The 18,107-nt window shown below is 70.7% G+C and carries 13 protein-coding genes; 6 read left to right on the top strand and 7 right to left on the bottom strand.

What is annotated here, in order from left to right:
* The first annotated feature begins 90 nt into the window (after positions 1-90).
* Both ADX84_RS22625 and ADX84_RS22620 read left to right on the top strand, forming a co-directional pair.
* Positions 91-417 (top strand): M48 family metallopeptidase, encoded by a 327-nt coding sequence (locus ADX84_RS22625; protein WP_026129397.1) that lies wholly within the window; start codon positions 91-93, stop codon positions 415-417.
* 418 nt (positions 418-835) lie between these two features.
* Complete coding sequence (locus ADX84_RS22620) at positions 836-1,972, top strand: PLP-dependent cysteine synthase family protein (protein ID WP_049578881.1); 1,137 nt, start codon at positions 836-838, stop codon at positions 1,970-1,972.
* Positions 1,973-2,057: 85 nt separating this feature from the next.
* On the opposite strand, the gene ADX84_RS22615 is transcribed toward ADX84_RS22620, so the two are convergent.
* Complete coding sequence (locus ADX84_RS22615) at positions 2,058-4,163, bottom strand: type IIA DNA topoisomerase subunit B (RefSeq protein ID WP_049578879.1); 2,106 nt, start codon at positions 4,161-4,163, stop codon at positions 2,058-2,060.
* 494 nt (positions 4,164-4,657) lie between these two features.
* Here ADX84_RS22615 and ADX84_RS22610 point away from each other — a divergent pair, with 494 nt between their 5' ends.
* The gene (locus tag ADX84_RS22610) at positions 4,658-4,882 is read left to right on the top strand and encodes a hypothetical protein (protein ID WP_026129396.1); all 225 of its coding nucleotides are present in this window, start codon (positions 4,658-4,660) and stop codon (positions 4,880-4,882) included.
* 299 nt (positions 4,883-5,181) lie between these two features.
* Here the strand turns inward: ADX84_RS22610 and ADX84_RS22605 are convergent, their stop codons facing one another.
* Positions 5,182-5,874 carry a GNAT family N-acetyltransferase gene (locus tag ADX84_RS22605; RefSeq protein ID WP_049578877.1) on the bottom strand — a complete coding sequence of 231 codons (693 nt, stop codon included), beginning with the start codon at positions 5,872-5,874 and terminating at the stop codon, positions 5,182-5,184.
* A gap of 105 nt (positions 5,875-5,979) precedes the next feature.
* Between ADX84_RS22605 and yaaA the strand changes: the two genes are divergently transcribed.
* Positions 5,980-6,774 carry a peroxide stress protein YaaA gene (yaaA, locus tag ADX84_RS22600; protein ID WP_049578875.1) on the top strand — a complete coding sequence of 265 codons (795 nt, stop codon included), beginning with the start codon at positions 5,980-5,982 and terminating at the stop codon, positions 6,772-6,774.
* A 329-nt stretch (positions 6,775-7,103) separates the two neighbouring features.
* On the opposite strand, the gene ADX84_RS22595 is transcribed toward yaaA, so the two are convergent.
* Together ADX84_RS22595 and ADX84_RS22590 are read right to left on the bottom strand one after the other, a co-directional pair.
* Positions 7,104-8,771 carry an RNA polymerase sigma factor gene (locus tag ADX84_RS22595; RefSeq protein WP_199776673.1) on the bottom strand — a complete coding sequence of 556 codons (1,668 nt, stop codon included), beginning with the start codon at positions 8,769-8,771 and terminating at the stop codon, positions 7,104-7,106.
* Between the two features lie 196 nt (positions 8,772-8,967).
* Entirely contained in the window at positions 8,968-11,025 is a 2,058-nt protein-coding gene (locus ADX84_RS22590) for a SpoIIE family protein phosphatase (protein WP_199776672.1), read from the bottom strand.
* A gap of 580 nt (positions 11,026-11,605) precedes the next feature.
* Here ADX84_RS22590 and ADX84_RS22585 point away from each other — a divergent pair.
* Positions 11,606-11,890, top strand: a complete 285-nt coding sequence (locus ADX84_RS22585) for a three-helix bundle dimerization domain-containing protein (RefSeq protein ID WP_049578871.1) — start codon at positions 11,606-11,608, stop codon at positions 11,888-11,890.
* Between the two features lie 218 nt (positions 11,891-12,108).
* On the top strand, positions 12,109-13,725 hold the full coding sequence (locus tag ADX84_RS22580) for a hypothetical protein (RefSeq protein ID WP_049578869.1): 1,617 nt from the start codon (positions 12,109-12,111) through the stop codon (positions 13,723-13,725).
* Positions 13,726-13,899: 174 nt separating this feature from the next.
* On the opposite strand, the gene ADX84_RS22575 is transcribed toward ADX84_RS22580, so the two are convergent.
* From ADX84_RS22575 to ADX84_RS22565, 3 genes are read right to left on the bottom strand one after another with little or no spacing between them, the layout of a single operon-like run.
* Entirely contained in the window at positions 13,900-14,697 is a 798-nt protein-coding gene (locus tag ADX84_RS22575; RefSeq protein WP_049578883.1) for a tyrosine-protein phosphatase, read from the bottom strand.
* A 41-nt stretch (positions 14,698-14,738) separates the two neighbouring features.
* On the bottom strand, positions 14,739-15,470 hold the full coding sequence (locus ADX84_RS22570) for a nucleotidyltransferase family protein (RefSeq protein WP_049578867.1): 732 nt from the start codon (positions 15,468-15,470) through the stop codon (positions 14,739-14,741).
* Between the two features lie 35 nt (positions 15,471-15,505).
* On the bottom strand, positions 15,506-18,022 hold the full coding sequence (locus ADX84_RS22565) for an AAA family ATPase (protein ID WP_049578865.1): 2,517 nt from the start codon (positions 18,020-18,022) through the stop codon (positions 15,506-15,508).
* Positions 18,023-18,107: the final 85 nt, after the last annotated feature.

Raw genomic sequence — 18,107 nt, 5'->3', positions numbered from 1 at the left:
CCCCCGCACCCGCCTCGCCCATCACCCGGGAATGCCGCCCCTCCCAGGACGGTTGTGACCCGGGACGGTGGCACCGTCGAGAGGAGCACCGTGGAAGAGAGCACCTACGACACCTACAACCGAGCCCGCATGTTCATGGAGCTGGGCGACCCGATCTACGCCGCCCGGATCCTCGAACCGGTGGTGGAGAACGAGCCCGGCAGCCGCTCCATGTTGGAGCTGCTGGGGCGTGCCTACTTCCACTCCGCTCAGCTCAACAAGGCCGAGTCGGCCTTCCGCAGTCTGATCGAGCTGGACCCGGTGGACAACTGGGCGCACATCGCCCTGGCGCGCACGCTGGAGAGGCAGAGCCGCCACGAGGAGGCGGCCACCTACCGGCGCATGCACGCGGTGATGTCCGGCGGTTCCCTGGACTGACGGGAGCGGTGCTACCGCTTCGCATCTGCGCTTCGCCTCGATGCGTGGTCGGATGCCCGCAAGTGCGGGAACCCTCAGCGTCCGAACGGGGGCACCCCCTCGTGGCCCGGGTCCCGGGAAGGACACGCGCCCTCGACCGAGGTGCGGGGAAGAGATCCGCGGCCGGGGCTCACGTCCGTGGTTCAGCCATGGACGTGAGCCCCGGCTGTTGCGTTTGACCACCAGGGGCGCCCGTTCGGTGCCGGAGAGTCCGAGTTTCGGCGAGCACTGTGCAGGACGAGTCAGGACTCCGGCGAGGAACCAGCGTCAGGCAAAGACGAGAATGCCGCGCCTGCCTCAACCCGCATCCCTCTGCAAGGGCGTCGAACTGGCCGGAGCGCAGCGGAAGGCCCGAAAGGATGCGGGTAGCCTCCTGACCATGGCTCCCATTCCAGACCGCCCCGACCCGGACCTGCCCTGGGTCGACCGGTGTTCCGACAGCGCCCGTTCCTGGGCGGACGAGGCGGTCCGCAGGGTGATCGCCGACGACACGCGTTCGGCCGACACCCACCTGCACGTGTTCCCGCTGCCCCCGGAGTGGGGCATCGACCTCTACCTGAAGGACGAGTCGGTGCACCCCACCGGCAGCCTCAAGCACCGGCTGGCACGGTCGTTGTTCCTGTACGGGCTGGCCAACGGGTGGATCACCGAGGGCACCACGATCGTGGAGGCCAGTTCGGGGTCCACGGCGGTGTCGGAGGCCTACTTCGCGCAGTTGGTCGGGCTGGACTTCATCACGGTGGTCCCCCGCCGGACCAGTCCGGAGAAGATCGCGCTGATCGAGCGGTACGGCGGTCGCTGCCACTTCGTGGACAACCCGCCGGACATGTACACCGAGGCCGAGCGCCTGGCCGCCGAGACGGGCGGCCACTACATGGACCAGTTCACGTACGCCGAGCGGGCCACCGACTGGCGGGGCAACAACAACATCGCCGAGTCGATCTTCGAGCAGCTCGCCATGGAGCGCCACCCTGACCCGGACTGGATCGTGGTGGGCGCGGGCACGGGCGGGACCTCGGCGACCATCGGCCGCTACCTGCGCTACCGGCGCCTGCACACCCGCCTGGCCGTGGTGGACCCCGAGAACTCGGCGTTCTTCCCGGGCTGGGTGACCGGAGCAACCGACTACGCCACCGGCATGCCCTCCCGGATCGAGGGCATCGGCCGCCCCCGGATGGAGCCGAGCTTCGTACCGTCGGTGATCGACCTGATGATGCCGGTGCCCGACGCCGCGAGCATCGCCGCGATGCGCCACCTCAACGACGTCACCGGCCGGTGCGCGGGCGGATCGACCGGCACCAACCTGTGGGGCGTGTGGCATTTGGTCGCCAGGATGCTCCGTGAGGGCCGCAGGGGCAGTGTGGTCACCCTGATCTGCGACGGCGGCGAACGGTACCAGCACAGCTACTACAACGACGCCTGGGTGTCGGAGCGGGGCCTGGACCCCGGCCCGTACCGGGCGGCGATCGACCGTTTCCTGGGGGACGGGGTCTGGGAACCGCCCAAGGCCCCCTGAACGGGAACGCGAGGGGGCCCGCACCGGCCCCGGGGTTTCGATCGATACCCCGGACCCGGTGCGGGCCCCTCGTGTGTGGAACGGGTCAGGCGTCGATGCGCTCCAGGTCCAGCTCCTGGGCACCCTCCTGGATGAACCTGCGACGCGGCGCCACCTCGTTGCCCATCAGCAGGTTGAACACGGACGCGGCCTCCTCGGCCTGCTCCACCCGGATGCGGCGCAGCGTGCGGTGGCGCGGGTCCATCGTGGTCTCGGCGAGCTGGTCCGCGTCCATCTCACCCAGACCCTTGTACCGCTGCACCGGCTCCTTCCAGGAGATCTTGCGCTTCTCCAGGTCAAGCAGGGTACGGCGCAGCTCGGCGTCGGAGTAGGTGTAGACGTACCGGTCCTCGGGCTTGGCCCCGCGCTTGCGCCGGACGTTGGTGAGCTCGATGCGGTGCAGCGGCGGCACGGCGGCGTACACGCGCCCGGCCTCCAGCATCGGCCGCATGTACCGGTAGATGAGGGTGAGCAGCAGGCACCGGATGTGCGCGCCGTCCACGTCGGCGTCGGCCATGAGGATGACCCGGCCGTAGCGTGCGGCGTCGAGGTCGAAGGTGCGCCCCGAACCGGCCCCGATGACCTGGAGGATCGCCGCGCACTCGGCGTTCTTGAGCATGTCCGCGACCGAGGACTTCTGCACGTTGAGGATCTTGCCCCGGATGGGCAGCAGCGCCTGGAACTCGGAGTCGCGCGCGAGTTTGGCGGTGCCCAGCGCGGAGTCACCCTCGACGATGAACAGTTCGCTGTGCTCCAGCCCCTCGCTGCGGCAGTCCACCAGCTTGGCGGGGAGCGCGGAACTCTCCAGGGCGTTCTTGCGGCGCTGGGTCTCGCGCTGCTGGCGGGCGGCCAGCCGGGCCTTGGCGGCGCCGACGACCTTCTCCATGACCGTGCGGGCCCTGGCCTTCTCCGCCTTCTTGGTGGAGGTGAGGAACTCGCGCAGCTCGTTGCCGACCACCTGGGAGACGATCCGGGAGGCCGCCGAGGTACCGAGGATCTCCTTGGTCTGCCCCTCGAACTGCGGCTCGGGCAGGCGCACCGTGACGACGGCGGTCAGGCCCTCCTGGGTGTCGTCCTTGGTGACCGGGTCGTCGCTGTTCTTGAGCAGCTTGGTGGCGCGCAGCTGGTCGTTGATCACCCGCACCAGGGCTCGCTCGAACCCGTTGATGTGGGTTCCGCCCTTGGGAGTGGAGATGACGTTCACGAAGGAGCGCACCGTGGTGTCGTAGCCGGTGCCCCAGCGCAGGGCCACGTCCACGTCCAGGCGGCGTTCGACGTCGGCGGGCACCATGTGGCCGGACTCGTCCAGGACCGGGACGGTCTCGGTGAAGTTGCCGGAGCCCTGGATGCGCAGGACGTCGCTGACCGGGTCGTCGGGCGCCAGGAAGGTGCAGAACTCGCTGATGCCGCCGTCGAAGCGGAACTCCTCGGTGTAGGCGGCCTCACCCTCGGCCCGCTCGTCGCGCACCGCGATGGTCAGCCCGGGTACGAGGAAGGCGGTCTGGCGCGCCCGGTCGAGCAGGTTCTCCCGGGTGATCTCGGCGTCCTTGAGGAAGATCTGCATGTCCGGCCAGAACCGGATGCGGGTGCCGGTGATCTTCTTGGCGATCTTGCGGACCTGCTCCAGCCCGGACACCGGGGTGAACTCGGAGTCGGGGCTCGCACCGGCGAACCGCCCGGCGATGCCCCGACGGAAGCTCAGGGCGTGCGTGTGCCCCTGGCGGTCGATCTCCACGTCCACGCGGGCCGAGAGGGCGTTGACGACGGAGGCGCCGACACCGTGCAGACCGCCGGAGGCGGTGTAGGAGCCCGAGCCGAACTTGCCGCCGGCGTGGAGCTTGGTCATGACCAGTTCCACACCGGAGAGCCCGGACTTGGGCTCGGTGTCCACGGGGATGCCGCGCCCGTCGTCGCTGACGGAGACGGAACCGTCGCTGTGCAGGGTCACGTCGATGCGCCCGCAGTGGCCACCCAGGGCCTCGTCGACGGAGTTGTCGATGATCTCCCACATGCAGTGGGTGAGGCCTCGGCTGTCGGTGGACCCGATGTACATGCCAGGCCGCTTGCGGACCGCTTCGAGGCCCTCCAGGACCGACAGGTGCCGAGCGGAGTAATCCTCGGGATCGTGGACGGCTGCGGTCAAGGCGGTCACTCGGACATCTCCTGCGTCTTGAGGGCCATCGTGGCTGTGCGGTGCGGGCCCTTTGTACCGCGCCGCACCGACTGTTGAGGGGGCCAGGCTACGGCGAGCCGGGGAATTTGCGGTGGCACGGCCGTGTGTGGGCGGGGTCGTGTCCCCCGGGTGCGGTCTGCCGGCGTCGACGCCGGGTCCGCTGTGACGGGCTCCACGCACCCGTGTGCGGGTCGGAGCGGGCCGACATGGGGGTCGGACGGGGCCTGCCCGCGCGAGACTACCACCTCTGGTGGATGCGACCTGGATACTCCCGTTTTCCGGGGATAGCCAGGCCCCCCTCAGGGGTACAACAAGAACGAGGAAGCGTGTCCGACGAATATGACCCATTGGGTACCAGACGGGCACGAACCGGGCGGATTCCGCTGTCGGCGTACACGGGACCCGGTTGGGAACGTCTGGGTCGGGTTAGATGTTGTCAGAGGTGACTAACGCCGAGTATTGAGGATGGCGAAGTGACTGGAACCCTTGCCCCCACTCAGCCGCTGACGGCTGCTGACCGCTGCGACCGCTGTGGTGCACAGGCGTACGTCCGGGTGCTGCTGAACTCCGGCGGCGAACTCCTGTTCTGCGCGCACCACATGCGCAAACACGACGACTCGCTCCGCAAGATCGCCTCGGACATCCAGGACGAGACGGACAAGCTCACCAAGAGCGACAAGGACGCGGAAGAGCGTTAGCCACGACGACCATGAAACGTCGACGGCGGTCCCCGGATTCCGGGGGCCGCCGTCCTCGTTCTGGGGTGTGACACCCGGGGTGTGAGTGACGTACGCGTTCTCGTGGTCGCTCTCCGAGGTCAGGCCCCATGACACCCAGGCCTCAGCCGGTTTCCAAGGTGCGACACCCGAGAAGCGAGTGACGTGCCCGACCCGGCCCCGCGGCTCCACGGAAGCCCTTTCGGCTTTCGTCCCAGCGGCGGACTGTCCATGGTCGATGCCCCTGGACTAGGGCCCTCCGGCGAGGCCGGAGCGCCACCTCAGTCCGCGAGGACCCGGTTGTGGTAGCGCGAGACCTCTTCGAACCCCGCCCTCCGGTACAGGCGCAGCGCGGGTTCGTTCCCGGCCACCACGCAGAGGTAGGCGCGGCGGGCGCCCCTGTCGTGCGCCCAGGCGAGCAGGTCGGCCAGGATGATCCCCGCCACACCGCGCCCGCGGGCCGCACGGGCGGTGACCATCGCGCAGACCGCCACCGACTCCCCGTCCAGCACCGCGCAGCCCCGACCGTCCCCGTCCTCGTGGACCCCGTAGGCCGTGGTCACCTGGTCGAGGATGCGGAGGACACCGTCGGCCCAGTCCGGGGACACACCCGTCTCGGCGAAGAGTTCCGTCCAGCGAGGCGTCGGTGCGTCCGAGACCAGGGTCCGCCCCGGGGCGCCCGGCCGCTCGGGAAGCGCCCTGGCCAGCACCAGGGTGGGCTCCACCAGCTCGTACCCGTGTTCGGCCAGGCGGGAGTCCATCGCCTCCTCCCCCGGCCACACCTGCACGCAGGGGCGGAGTCCGTGGGCACGGTAGAACCGGGTGACCTCCGCGACATCGGCCCCGGGGTCCTCCATCAGGGCGCAGTTGGCCCGCTTGGTGAACCCGTCCGCGAGGCCGAACCGCCAGCCCGCGCGCGACTCCGTCCGGAAGGCGGGCCAGTCCCTGGACACCCGTTCGGCCCACGTGTGCATGTTCGTCCCCTCGCTGTCCCGGCTGTCGGAAGCCGCACATCCTATCCGGCCGTTCACGCCCTAACATGGGCACGGTTCCCACCCCACCCGTGACCTGGAGAGTCCATGTTCATCCTGCTCCCGCCCTCCGAGGGCAAGGCCACCTCCGGCGAGGGTCCCCCGCTGGATCCGGGGTCACTGACCCTGCCGGAGCTGACCGAGAACCGGGAGCGGGTCGTGGCGGCGCTGACCGAACTCTGCTCGGGCCCCGAGGACGCCGCACGCGAGGTCCTGGGCCTGTCGCTGTCCCAGACCGACGCCCTCAAGCGCAACCTGGACCTGACCACGGCTCCCACGCTGCGCGCCGCCGACCTCTACACGGGTGTGCTCTACGACCGCCTGGGGCTCCCGGGGCTGCTCGCCGAGCACGGAGCAGCCGCGCGGGAGCGTGTCCTGGTGTTCTCGGGCCTGTGGGGCGTGGTGGGCCCCGCCGACCAGCTGCCGCCCTACCGCCTGTCCATGGGGGTGAAGCTGCCGCCGCTGGGCGCTCTGGGGACGTACTGGCGCGGGGCCATGACCGGGTCGCTCGGAGACCTCACGGAGGGACGCCTGCTCGTGGACTGCCGGTCGGCGGCCTACGCGGCGGCGTTCAGGCCCACGGGCGCCGCCGCCGAGCGGACCGTCGCGGTGCGGGTGCTGCGCGAGCGCGAGGTCGACGGCGTGACCAAGCGGTCCGTGGTCAGTCACATGGCCAAGGCCACCCGGGGTGACATCGCCCGGGTACTGGTCAGCGAGAACGTCCAGGCCGACAGTCCGGAGGAACTGGTGACGGCGCTGCGCGACCTCGGGCACACCGTGGAACTGCCGCCCGCGTCGAAACCGGGCACCTCGCGCACGATGGACGTCGTCGTCCGCGACTGATCCCCCGAGCCTCCCCGAGGCGGGGCGCGAGACCGTCGGCCCCGGGCTCCCTCGCAGGTCAAAAGGGACGAACCATCAGGAAGGCCGGTTCAGGGCACTTTTATGCCGCACCTACAGCGCGTGGGGCAGCATGGTGGCCATCGGATGGAGATCGGACTCCGTGCGGGGACAGTGAGTGCCTGATGACATGCGAGGGACACGCGGGCGTCGCCACACCCGTGGGCATGCAGGGGGCACGAACGCCAGGCGCGCCCTCCCGGATCATCTCGGGAGGGCGCGCCTGTTCTGCTTCTCAGCCTGAAGCGTGGGTCTTCACCCGGACCGGCTGACTAGTCCAGGTAGTCGCGGAGCACCTGGGAGCGCGACGGGTGACGGAGCTTCGACATCGTCTTGCTCTCGATCTGCCGGATGCGCTCACGGGTGACCCCGTAGACCTTGCCGATCTCGTCTAAAGTCTTCGGCTGACCGTCGGTGAGCCCGAAGCGCATGGAGACGACGCCGGCCTCGCGCTCGGACAGGGTGTCGAGCACCGAGTGCAGCTGCTCCTGGAGCAGGGTGAAGCTGACCGCCTCGCCCGGCTGGATCGCCTCGGAGTCCTCGATGAGGTCACCGAACTCGCTGTCGCCGTCCTCGCCCAGCGGAGTGTGCAGGGAGATCGGCTCGCGGCCGTACTTCTGCACCTCGACGACCTTCTCGGGGGTCATGTCGAGTTCCTTGGCCAGCTCCTCCGGGGTGGGCTCGCGGCCCAGGTCCTGGAGCATCTGGCGCTGGACACGGGCCAGCTTGTTGATGACCTCGACCATGTGCACCGGGATACGGATGGTGCGGGCCTGGTCGGCCATCGCGCGGGTGATCGCCTGGCGGATCCACCACGTGGCGTACGTGGAGAACTTGAAGCCCTTGGTGTAGTCGAACTTCTCCACCGCGCGGATCAGACCGAGGTTGCCCTCCTGGATCAGGTCCAGGAACAGCATGCCGCGACCGGTGTAGCGCTTGGCCAGGGAGACGACCAGACGGAGGTTGGCCTCCAGCAGGTGCTTCTTGGCGCGGCCGCCGTCCTCGGAGATCCACTCGAGCTCGTCACGGAGCTCGAAGGTGAGGACGTCGTTCTCCTCGGAGAGCTTCTCCTCCGCGAACAGACCGGCCTCGATGCGCTTGGCGAGCTCGACCTCCTGCTCCGCGTTGAGGAGCGGGACCTTACCGATCTGCTTCAGGTAGTCCTTGACCGGGTCCGCGGTGGCACCGGCCGCGACCACCTGGGCAGCGGGGGCGTCGTCGTCATCGTCGTACAGGACGAAGGAGTCGTCGTCCTTGCTCGGCTTGACGGGCGCGCCGACGGTCTCGGGCTTGGCGGGCTTGGTCTCCTTCTCCTGCTCGGCCGTGTCCTCGACCAGCTCCAGCTCGGCGCCGGTGTGCTCGAGGTCGTCGTCCAGGGCCTCCTCGGCGAAGTCACCGGAGCCCGAGGCGAGTTCGAGGTCCTTCTTCGTGGACTTCTTGGTCGCCGTCGCCTTCTTGGCCGGGGCGGCCTTGGCGGCGGGCTTCTTGGCCGTGGCCTTCTTGGGGGCGGCCGCCTTCTTCGCGGTCGCCGCCTTCTTGGCCGGGGCCTTCTTCGCGGTGGAGCCCTCGGAGGAGTCGACGACGGCGGTGACCGTCTCCGGCTGGTCCTGGGCGGCCGCCGCACGGGCGGGCTTGGCGGCCCGGCTCGTGGTGGTGGTCGAGCGGGTGGTGGTGCTGGACCGAGGAGCCGCCGACTTGCGCCGCGTGGTCTTGCGCCGCGAGGAGGCCGACTCGGGAACGAGTACGGTCACGCCCTCCTTGGCGAGGCTGCGGAGCACGGACTGCGCCTGCGACATCGGGATTTCGGCCTCTTCGAAGGCACGGCGCACGTCCTCGGGCTCAAGAAAGCCCTGGGACCGCCCACGCTCGATCAGCTGCTGAATGACGGGCTCTTGCAGTGACTCGGACTGCTTCGAGCGAGTCGAACTGGCAGATGACACAAACACCTCTCGAACGGACGTGTGGCGAGAATTGATCGGACCCGGTGGTCCGGTTTGGCCGGGACCGGGCACTGCACCCTCTCCCACCTGCGGCCTGGGATCGTCCCCACTGGGCGGGGAAGCCGTGGTCACCTCCGCATCGCGGGGCGCGGCGGCTTCTTCACTGTAGGCAAGGCAATGGACTTGTTCGTACGGTCTACCGCTCCGACGCGGAATCGATCACCGGAAGCTGAACGGCGAGCAGAGTGACGTCATCGTCCTGCTCATACCCATCGAGCATTCTCTCAACAAGGTACTCCAGCATCTGCTGTGGATCGCCCACCACCTCGGGACGCGCCCTCGACGCGACCCTGACGAGCTCGTCCAGACCGGCGTCGACGGATCGTCTGCGGTTCTCAACCAGTCCATCGGAGTAGAGGGCGACAGTGTTACCGGGTTGTACGAAGAATTTGTGATGCCCCCTCGGAGAGCTGACGCCGAGCGGTGTGTCGGGCTCGGTGTCGAGCAGTGAGGGCCCGGCGTTCCCGGCGACCACGAGCGGCGGGAGGTGCCCCGCGTTACTGAGGTCGAGTTGTCCGGTGACCGGGTCCAGAACGAAGTAGACCAGGGTTGTCACCTGATCCATTCCCTCTGTGGCCGTGAACATGCGGTCCAGCCCGGTCAACACGTCGGCCGGTTCGGGCATGGAGAAGGCCAGGGCGCGCAGCGCGTTGCGGATCCGGCTCATTCCGGCGGCGGCCTGGATGCCCTTGCCCATGACGTCACCGAGGACCCCGGCGACCCGGCCGTCGGCCAGGGGGAAGGCGTCGTACCAGTCGCCGCCCACCTGCACGTGCTGTGAGCCCGACCGGTAGTAGGCGGCCAGGCGCACGCCCGCCACCACGGGAAGTTCCTCGGGCAGGAGGCTGCGCTGGAGCTCCTCGGCGGTCCCGTGTTCGCGTTCGTAGACGATGGCCCGGCCGATGGCCAGGGCGCACTGTCCCGCAAGCGCCTCCAGGAAGACGCGCTCCTCGTCGGTGACGTCGCGCTGGGCCCTGAAAGAGAAGCGCAGCGCGCCGATGGGTCGGCCGGCGGCCATCATGGGCAGCGCCACCCAGGCGCGCTCCCTGGTGTGCTCCAGCAGTTCCTCGACCTCGGGGGCGTGCTCCATGAGCTCGCGCAGATCAGCGGGGCTGGCCGCGAGGCGCGGCGCGCGGGAGGCCACGGCTCGGGCCGCGACGTCCGGGTAGTCCAGGGAGAAGCCGCGTTCGGGCAGGCCGACGCAGCCGTCTGCGGAGAGTATGCGCAGGCGCAGCCGGTCCCGGTCGAACAGGGCGACGGAGGTGTGGTCGGCGCCCACGCCGGAGCGGCCGATCTCGGACATGGCCTGGACGACCTCGTCGGCGGTGAGCGCCTCGGCCAGGTCCGAGGTGGCCTTCTGGAGGCGGGCGGTGCGCATGGCCGCCTCGCTGAGCTGCTGGTTGAGGCGCTGGCGGAGTTCGTCCGCCTCGCGCTCGTTGGTGATGTCCACCAGGGTGCCGACCCACTCGGCGGTCGCGGCGCCGTCCATGATCGGGTTCGCGCGCGCCCTGTAGTGGACGTGCCCGCCCGCGCGGGTGCGCACGCGGAACATGGCGTCGAAGGGGGTGACGTCCAAGACGGCGTCGTCCCAGGCGCGCTCGACACCGGGGCGGTCGTCGGGGTGCACCGCGTCCAGCCAGCCCCGGCCGAGGTAGGCGTCCAGGTCCTGGCCGGTGATGGCCCGCCACTGGGGGCAGTCCTCGCGGACGTCGCCGCCCGCCCCGGCCGACCAGATGATCTGGTTGCCCGCCTGGAGCAGGGCGCGCAGGCGCTCCTCCTCGCGGTGGACGGGACCGTCCTCGTGGTCACGGGCGGCGATGAGGGCGATGTGGCGCGCGCCGTCGGAGGGGTCGTTGACCGGGAACCAGGTGAGGTCCCAGGTCTGGCCCGAGGTGGTCCGATGGCGGCCGCGCACGGAGCGTCCGGTGTCGCGGACCTTCGCGACGGAGGCGCTGAGGCCGGTGGCCCCGGCGGGTTCACCGGCCTGTTCCCCGGCTTCGGCGGGGGTGCGTCCCAGGCAGCGGTCGGGGGTGCTGCCGAGGACGGCGGCCATGCGGGCGTTGATCGACACGAAGACGTCGTCGGGGCCCAGGAGCGCGAAACCGATGGGCGCGTCGGTGAGGAGGGACTTCACCGCGTCCGGCAGTTCCGCCGCGCTGATCCTGGGTGGGGGAATGGACGTCTCGGCGCTCAACTGCTCGACACCTCCGGAACCGTCGGATTCCCCAGCCGGGTTTCGATGGGGGCTTTCTGGACCGCGTGGTCCCCTGTGCACCGTGCCCGCCACCCGTTCACGGTGGCGCGCTGGCGCTGGGTGCGCGGCGCCGATTCCGGTCGGGGGGCTCCGCGGCTCCCAGGAGTCACGCTCCATGACTCCTCTCGGCCGCTGTCACGGCTCAAGCATAAGACACACCCGCTGACTCGCAACGGCCACCGGTGTGGGGGACCCGCCGTGGACAGGGAAGGTAAATGTTAGGCCACGGTGTCGCTTCGGCACAGCCCACCGGGGGTTTTGCGGGCGTGTTTTCCCATAATTCACGATGCCTCACGAGGAGGCCGGGTTTGCGCCGAACCCTTCGAAACGGGAACGTTATATGTCCGAAAAGTCCATTTCTCCCTGATGACCTGCGGCGACTGAGGCGTCCGGGTAAACGGGACCTCCCCCAGGTTTTATCAACAGTGTGCCGCGACGAGGGTTGACTGTCCGGCCAGAACAAGTGGAATAGGTGGAGGTCACCGTCCAGACCCATCATCAGCTAGGGGTGTGAGCGAGAATGCTCCAGACCTTCCCGGTCCAGGATCTCAGACAGATCTCGGCACGGCTCCACGACGAGTTCAGCGGGCTGTCCCCCCGCTGCGTGGAACGCTGTGTCAGCGATACCTGGCACTGCATCGAGCACCTGGGCATCACGGTCACACCAGATCTCGTCGAGCGTGTCGCCCGTGAGCACCTGGAGGCCATGGTGAACTCGGTGCCGCCCTCCACGGTCCGCAAGACCGTCCGCCGCGCGGGGACCACCCTGCTCACCGGCCACCGCGCGGTACCCGAACCGCGCTGACCCGGTGGCACGACAGCCGGGCACGGACCCCCTGGGAACCGCGCCCGGCTGTCGCGCCGCCCGGCACCGGACGGTCACGGGTCAGTGACCGGCTCCTCGCGGACCGGTTGTCCACAAGCGGGAGCGGACCCGCTTCCCGCTGGCATACGCTTCAGTTCGTGCCATCCCCTTCGCCCACACCCACAGGCCCCGACGTACCCGCCGCCGCCTTCGAGGAGATGCTGCGCGCGGCCAGAGCCCTGCTCGCCATGCGGCACCCGCTCGACGCGGAACTGGCCTTCAGCGCGCTCCTGGGCTCCTGGTGGGGTGAACGGCTGCCCGGGGTCGACGTGGAGCGGCTGCTCGGCGAGGGGCTGATCACGCACGCCACCGCCTCCGGCAAACCGGCCGGCCTCGGCGTGCTGGCGGCGGTCACCGCGCTGGGCACCTCCCCCTCACAACGGGAACTGGCCGAACAGGGGATGATCGCCCTGCGCGAGCGGGGGCTCCAGGCCCCGGCCTGGGCCGCCCAGCTGGGCGCGGTCTCCCCCGTGGCCGCGTACGTCAACGGCGACCGGTTCGGCGACACCGACGACGTCGTGTGCGTGTTCAGCAGGGACGCCCCCGGCAGCGACGGCGCGATGCCGTCCGAACACGCGCTCATCCTGGTCCTGGACCACAACAGCGGCGGCCTGCTGCGCGACGCCTGGGTCACCACCAAGGTGGAGTTGCTGCTGGAGCAGTGCCGCGAGCGCGCCCGGAACGACGACCTCGCCCGGTTCGAGCGGCTGGAGCTGAGCGAGGCACGGTCCCTGCTCTCACGTGCGCTGGAACGCACCGAACGGGTGGTGACGGGTGCCGCCGCCGACCCCTCCACGGGACCGACCGTGGAACCGGTGGGGATCTCCGCCGCAGACCTCACCGGGAGTTCTCTGGCCTCGCACTTCGCACTGGCCGCCTCCCGGGTGCAGCGGCTCCCCCTCCCGCCCGAGGGGGTGGCGGCCTCGCCGGTCCCCGTGTGGCGGCGCGACCGGCGCGCGGTGCTGGCCGCGCGCTTCCTCGCCTCGGACCAGGCGGCCGAACTCTCGGACTCCTATGCGGCGAGCCGGTGCGTGGACCACATCATCGCGCACGGCTGCGACGTGGACTCGGGCCGACCGCTGCGGGTGAGCCCCCGCAAGGTGGAGTCGTTCCTGCTGCACTGGCTGCCCGGCCGGGTGGTGCTGCTGCCCGAGGAGCAGGAGGCGATGCCGCACGTCCTCGCCGCCTGGGTGCGCTGGGCGGGTGCCCGCTCCCAGCTCCCGGAGGTGGCCGTGGGCGCCACGCTGGACGCCGTGTGGGAGACCATCTCGGCCTTCGCGTCGACCTACCGCGACCCGGCCCGTCCCCTGGGCCTGCGCCAGGAGGCGGTCCGGCGGCTGCTCCCGGACGGCGACTTCGCGTCCCTGGCCCGGCGGATGTTCGCGTTCCCCCTGCTGGCCAGCGAGATCGTCACCGGCGCCCCGGAGGAGGAGTTCGCCCCGGACACCTCCAGGGGCCGCCGGGCCCTGCTGAGGCTGGACCACTACGGCGAGTACGAGGCCGCCACCCCGCACAGCGGCCGTCACCACTCCACCGGGCAGGACCGCTGGTACCGCCCGGTCACCGGCCTCGACCCCGAGCGGGAGCGCGAGCTGGACCGCCACGAACGCCTCGCCAAGAGGCTCTGGGACGGCCGCCCCGCCAACCTGTGGGCGGCGGCCCGCCGGATGCTCGACCGGGGCCAGGACCGCCCGACGGTGCTGGCGGCTCTCTCCGAGGAGCTGTCCAGCGCCACCAGTGAGAGCGACCTCCGCCGAAGACTGGACGCGCTGTAGCGCCGGGCGGTCCCGCACCCGCAGAGGCCGGGATGCCCCGATCGGCCGCCGGGTCCCCCGTTCTCCCGAGCGCTCCCCGCCAGCGAGGACGGGTGGCCCCGCCGGACACCGGCCGCGAGCCCTGCCCTCCCGGTCAGGGGGCTGGCTCGCGTCCCGTGTGAAGCACTCCGAGGGTCAGTCGAGCATCCGGGTCCTGAGGGCCTCCACGGTTCCGGCGGAGAGCTTCAGGCCGTCGGCCACGTAGTCGTCGAAGGAACCGTACAGTTCGTCGATGTGCGCGAAGGCGGTGTCCAGGTAGGCGGCCCGGACGCGGGTCATGGGCTCCACGTCCTCCCACGGGAGCTGACTGTCCTTGGACAGCTGGCGCATCCAGTGGTCGGTGTTGGCCTGGCGTTCGTTGCTGACCAGGAAGTCCTCGGTGACCGTCGCGCGGTCGACGCCGAGGAGGGTGAGCAGCAGCGCCGCGCCCCAGCCGGTGCGGTCCTTGCCCGCGCTGCAGTGGAAGACCAGCGCGGTCGGCCCCTTGGCGGCGCGTTCGACCAGGTCGCGGTAGCCGTCGAGGGCCTCGGTGTCGGAGACCAGGGCGCGGTACACCTCGAGCATGAACCGCTCGGCCGCTCCGTCCCCGAACATGGCCCTGGCCCGTTCGGGGTCGGCGAGCAGCTCGACGAAGTTGGCCCCCGCCGCATCGGCGTCCTGGACGCCCACGGCCGCGTACTCGGCGCCCTCGGGGACCACGTCGGGGAGGCGGTCGCGCTCGTGGTGGGTTCGCAGGTCGATCAGCTGGCGGATGCCGAACCCCTGGTACGCGGGCAGGTCCTGTTCGGCGATGGTGTGCAGGGCGTCGGAACGGTAGAGGAGACCGCCGCGCAGGGTGCGGCCGTCCTTCGTGCGGTGGCCGCCGAGGTCACGGAAGTTGGGGGCACTGGGGAGGAGGAATCCGTCATTCGTCACGAGGCAGACGATACCCACCGCCCCGGTGCCCGTCACCACTCGGTTCCGGGGTGGGACAGTCAGCCCGTGGACCGCATGGCCTCGATCTCGGCGCCCGCCTCCTTGACGTCCTTGGCGGTGTCCACGCCGCGCCAGAAGCCCTCGATCCGGTACGCCGTCAGCTTCCCCTCCTTGGCCAGGTCGGGGAAGGTCGAGGACTCGTGGTCGCCCCTGGTCGGCAGCAGCGGGGTCAGGCCCGGCTCGAACAGGTAGACGCCCGCGTTGATCCACACCGGCAGGAGCGGGCTCTGGGTGAAGCCCTCGATGCGGTCGTCGCCGTCGACGTCGACGATGCCCCAGGTGGTGCGGAACTGGGCCAGTGCCAGGGTGGCCAGGCCGCCCCTGGCCCGGTGGCGCCCGGTGAGCTCATCCAGGGGGAACCAGGTGAGCACGTCGCCGTTGAGGGCGAAGTAGGGGGCCTCGGGGTCGCGGAGCCCGGTGGCCGCGTAGCGCAGGGCTCCGCCCCTGCCCAGCGGCTCGTCCTCGACCAGCAGGGTGATCTCGGGGCCGCCCCGCCGGTTCTCCAGGTGTTCGCGCAGGACCTCGGCCTTGTAGCCGCAGGAGACGACGACCTGCTCGACGCCGTGCGAGGCCAGCCACTCCAGCTGGTAGTCGATGATGGGCCGTCCGGCCACCTCCACCATCGCCTTGGGTCGGGTGTCGGTGTAGGGCCGCAACCGGGTGGCCTGTCCTCCAGCGAGGATCAGCGCCTGCCTGACGGGGGACTCGGAGGATGTGGGTGCAGCGGTCATGTACTGGACAGTAGCAGGAGGGGGGTCTGGGAACCCTAGCTCTGCTGGGTCGCGTCGGAGTAGGCCCTACGCACGTCCTCGCTGGTGACCACGGTCAGCTCGGCGGCGGTGGCCGACTCCCCCACTTCCTGGGAGACCCGCAGGTCACGGTGGGAACAGGCGCGTTCGTAGAGCGAACGCGCGAAGCGCCCGTTGCCCAGTTCGTCGATCCACCCGGTCCCGCACACGTGGGTGAAGATGCTGTGCAGGTCCTCGCGCGCCGTGTCGTCGAAGGCGTCTCCGGTACGCGCCGCCACGGTGTCCGCGATCTCGGACAGCTCGTCCGGGCTGTAGGACGGGAACCGGACGCGCACGTTGAACCGGGAGGACAGCCCGGCGTTGGAAGCCAGGAACCGCTCCATCTCGTCGGTGTAGCCCGCCAGTACCACCGCGAGCCGGTCGCGGTCGTCCTCGGCCCGCTTGAGCAGGGTCTGGATGGCCTCGGCCCCGAAGGCGTCGCCACCGCTGTAGCCGGGGTTGACCAGTGAGTAGGCCTCGTCGATGAACAGCACCCCGCCCAGGGCCCGGTCCACCAGGCGGTTGGTCTTGACGGCGGTCGCGCCCAGGTGCTCGCCGACCAGGTCGGCGCGCTGGGCCTCCACCACCTCGGAGCGGCCCAGCATGCCCAGGGCGGAGAAGACCCGGCCGAGCACGCGCGCGACGGTGGTCTTGCCGGTGCCCGGGGGCCCGGTGAAGACGAAGTGCCGCATGGGTGGCTGGTGCGGCAGTCCCTGCTCCTCGCGCAGGCGCGCCACGCGCAGCTGGGCGACCAGCGAGCGCACCTGTTCCTTGACCGGCTCCAGGCCGATCATGCCGTCGAGTTCGGCCATCGCCTCCTCCAGGCCGGGAGACTCCCCGAAGCCCGGCAGGCGCGAGGTGAGCTCGGAGTAGGCCGACTCGACGTCCACCGCGTGCACGGTGACCAGGGCGTCCGCGGTCGGGCGCAGCGCCGGTTCGTCGCCGTTGGTGCCCGAGGTGACCACGCGGACGTCGCGAGCCTGGGAGGCCTTCTCCACGACGGAGCGGGCGAAGCGGCCGTTGCCCAGTTCGTCGACGGCCTCGCGCTGCACGGTCTGGTCGAACCGCCGCCGCAGCGTGCGGGCGGCCTCGGGGTCCAGGAGGTCGCCGCGCTGGGCCACGAGGGTCTCGGCGATGCGGAACAGTTCGGCCGCGGAGTAGCTGGGGAAGCTGATGCGGGTGGCGAACCTGGACGCCAGGCCGGGGTTGGTGGCCAGAAAGGCGTCCATCTCCTTCTCGTACCCGGCCAGGATGACGACCAGCTGGTCGCGATCGTCCTCGGCGCGCTTGAGCAGGGTCTGGACGGCCTCGTTGCCGAACCGGTCGGCCTGGCCGTCGCCCTCGTTGACCAGCGAGTAGGCCTCGTCGACGAACAGCACTCCGCCCAGGGCGCTGTCGATGAGCTCGTTCGTCTTGATGGCGGTGGCGCCGAGGTACTCGCCGACGAGGTCGGCGCGCTGAGCCTCCACCACCCGGGAGCTGGGCAGGAGGCCGAAGGAGTGGAAGATCGTGGCGAGGGTGCGGGCGACGCTGGTCTTGCCGGTGCCGGGCGGACCGGAGAAGACCAGGTGGCGCAGGGGGCGTTCCACGGAGAGCCCGGCGTCGGCGCGCAGTCGGGCGGCCTCGATGGAGGCGGCGATCCCCCGGACCTGCTGTTTGACCGGGTCGAGGCCGATCATGTCCTCCAGTTCGGCCAGGGCCACGTCCACGGGGACGGGTTCCTCCTCGCCGTCGGCGCCGTTGTCGGCGGCGGAGCCCCGGTGCGGTGCGTCCGAGCCCCGGCCGCGCAGCCCCTGGACCGTCCGTCCGTGGGACCCGCCGGGGGCCGCGTTCCGGTCCGTCCTCCCGGAGGAGTCCGGGGGTGCCTGGGCGTCCCGTGGGCCCGGCCCGGATCTCGAGGTGCTGTTGCGCCGCTTCTCGTCGTTCTCACGGCTCTCCTTGGCCACCTGCCCCGAGGCGACCAGCCGCCACAGCACGCAGGCACCGGCCGCGGCGTAGAGCGCCGCGATTCCCGCACCGGCCGGGAAGGGCTCGACGATCATGCCGAACAGCGCCACGGAGAACCCGGCGACAAGCCCGGCGGTGAGCGAGAGCAGGGCGGTGTGCCAGGCGGGGAACTCGCGGGCGCGGCCCGCCGCGAGCACCACCAGGAGGGGCAGCGGCAGGACGAGCAGGGTGACGGGTTCGCCCCTGAGGGGGATCTGGAAGAGGGGCACGGCCATGGCCAGCCAGACCACCGAGACCACCACGGTGAGGAAGGCGTCGAGGGAGCGCATCAGTGCGGAGAACGCCACGAGCGCCAGCAGGGTGCCGAACAGGACGTTGAGTACGGGCAGGCTCAGGACGAGGGCCACGACGGCGACCACCGTGAGCACGACCAGGGCCGCCACCAGGCGCCGTCCGAGGGGCACCCGGTGGTAGACGGCGCGCACGCGGTCCAGTCCCGAGGCGCGGTTGGGCTGCGCGGCGGCGGTGGAGCGCGTCTGGCGCGTCATCCGTAGCCCCTTCCTGCGTGGGGGTCGCGTGGGCGCCGTCTACCACCGGGTGCCCCTCGGACGGCGCCTGGTGGCGGCCCTGGTC

It is taken from the genome of Nocardiopsis sp. SBT366, assembly GCF_001083815.1.
In the GTDB taxonomy this organism is placed as follows: Bacteria; Actinomycetota; Actinomycetes; order Streptosporangiales; family Streptosporangiaceae; genus Nocardiopsis; species Nocardiopsis prasina.
The sequence above is the reverse complement of the archived record's forward strand: the minus strand, read 5'-3'. Positions and strand labels throughout refer to the sequence as shown.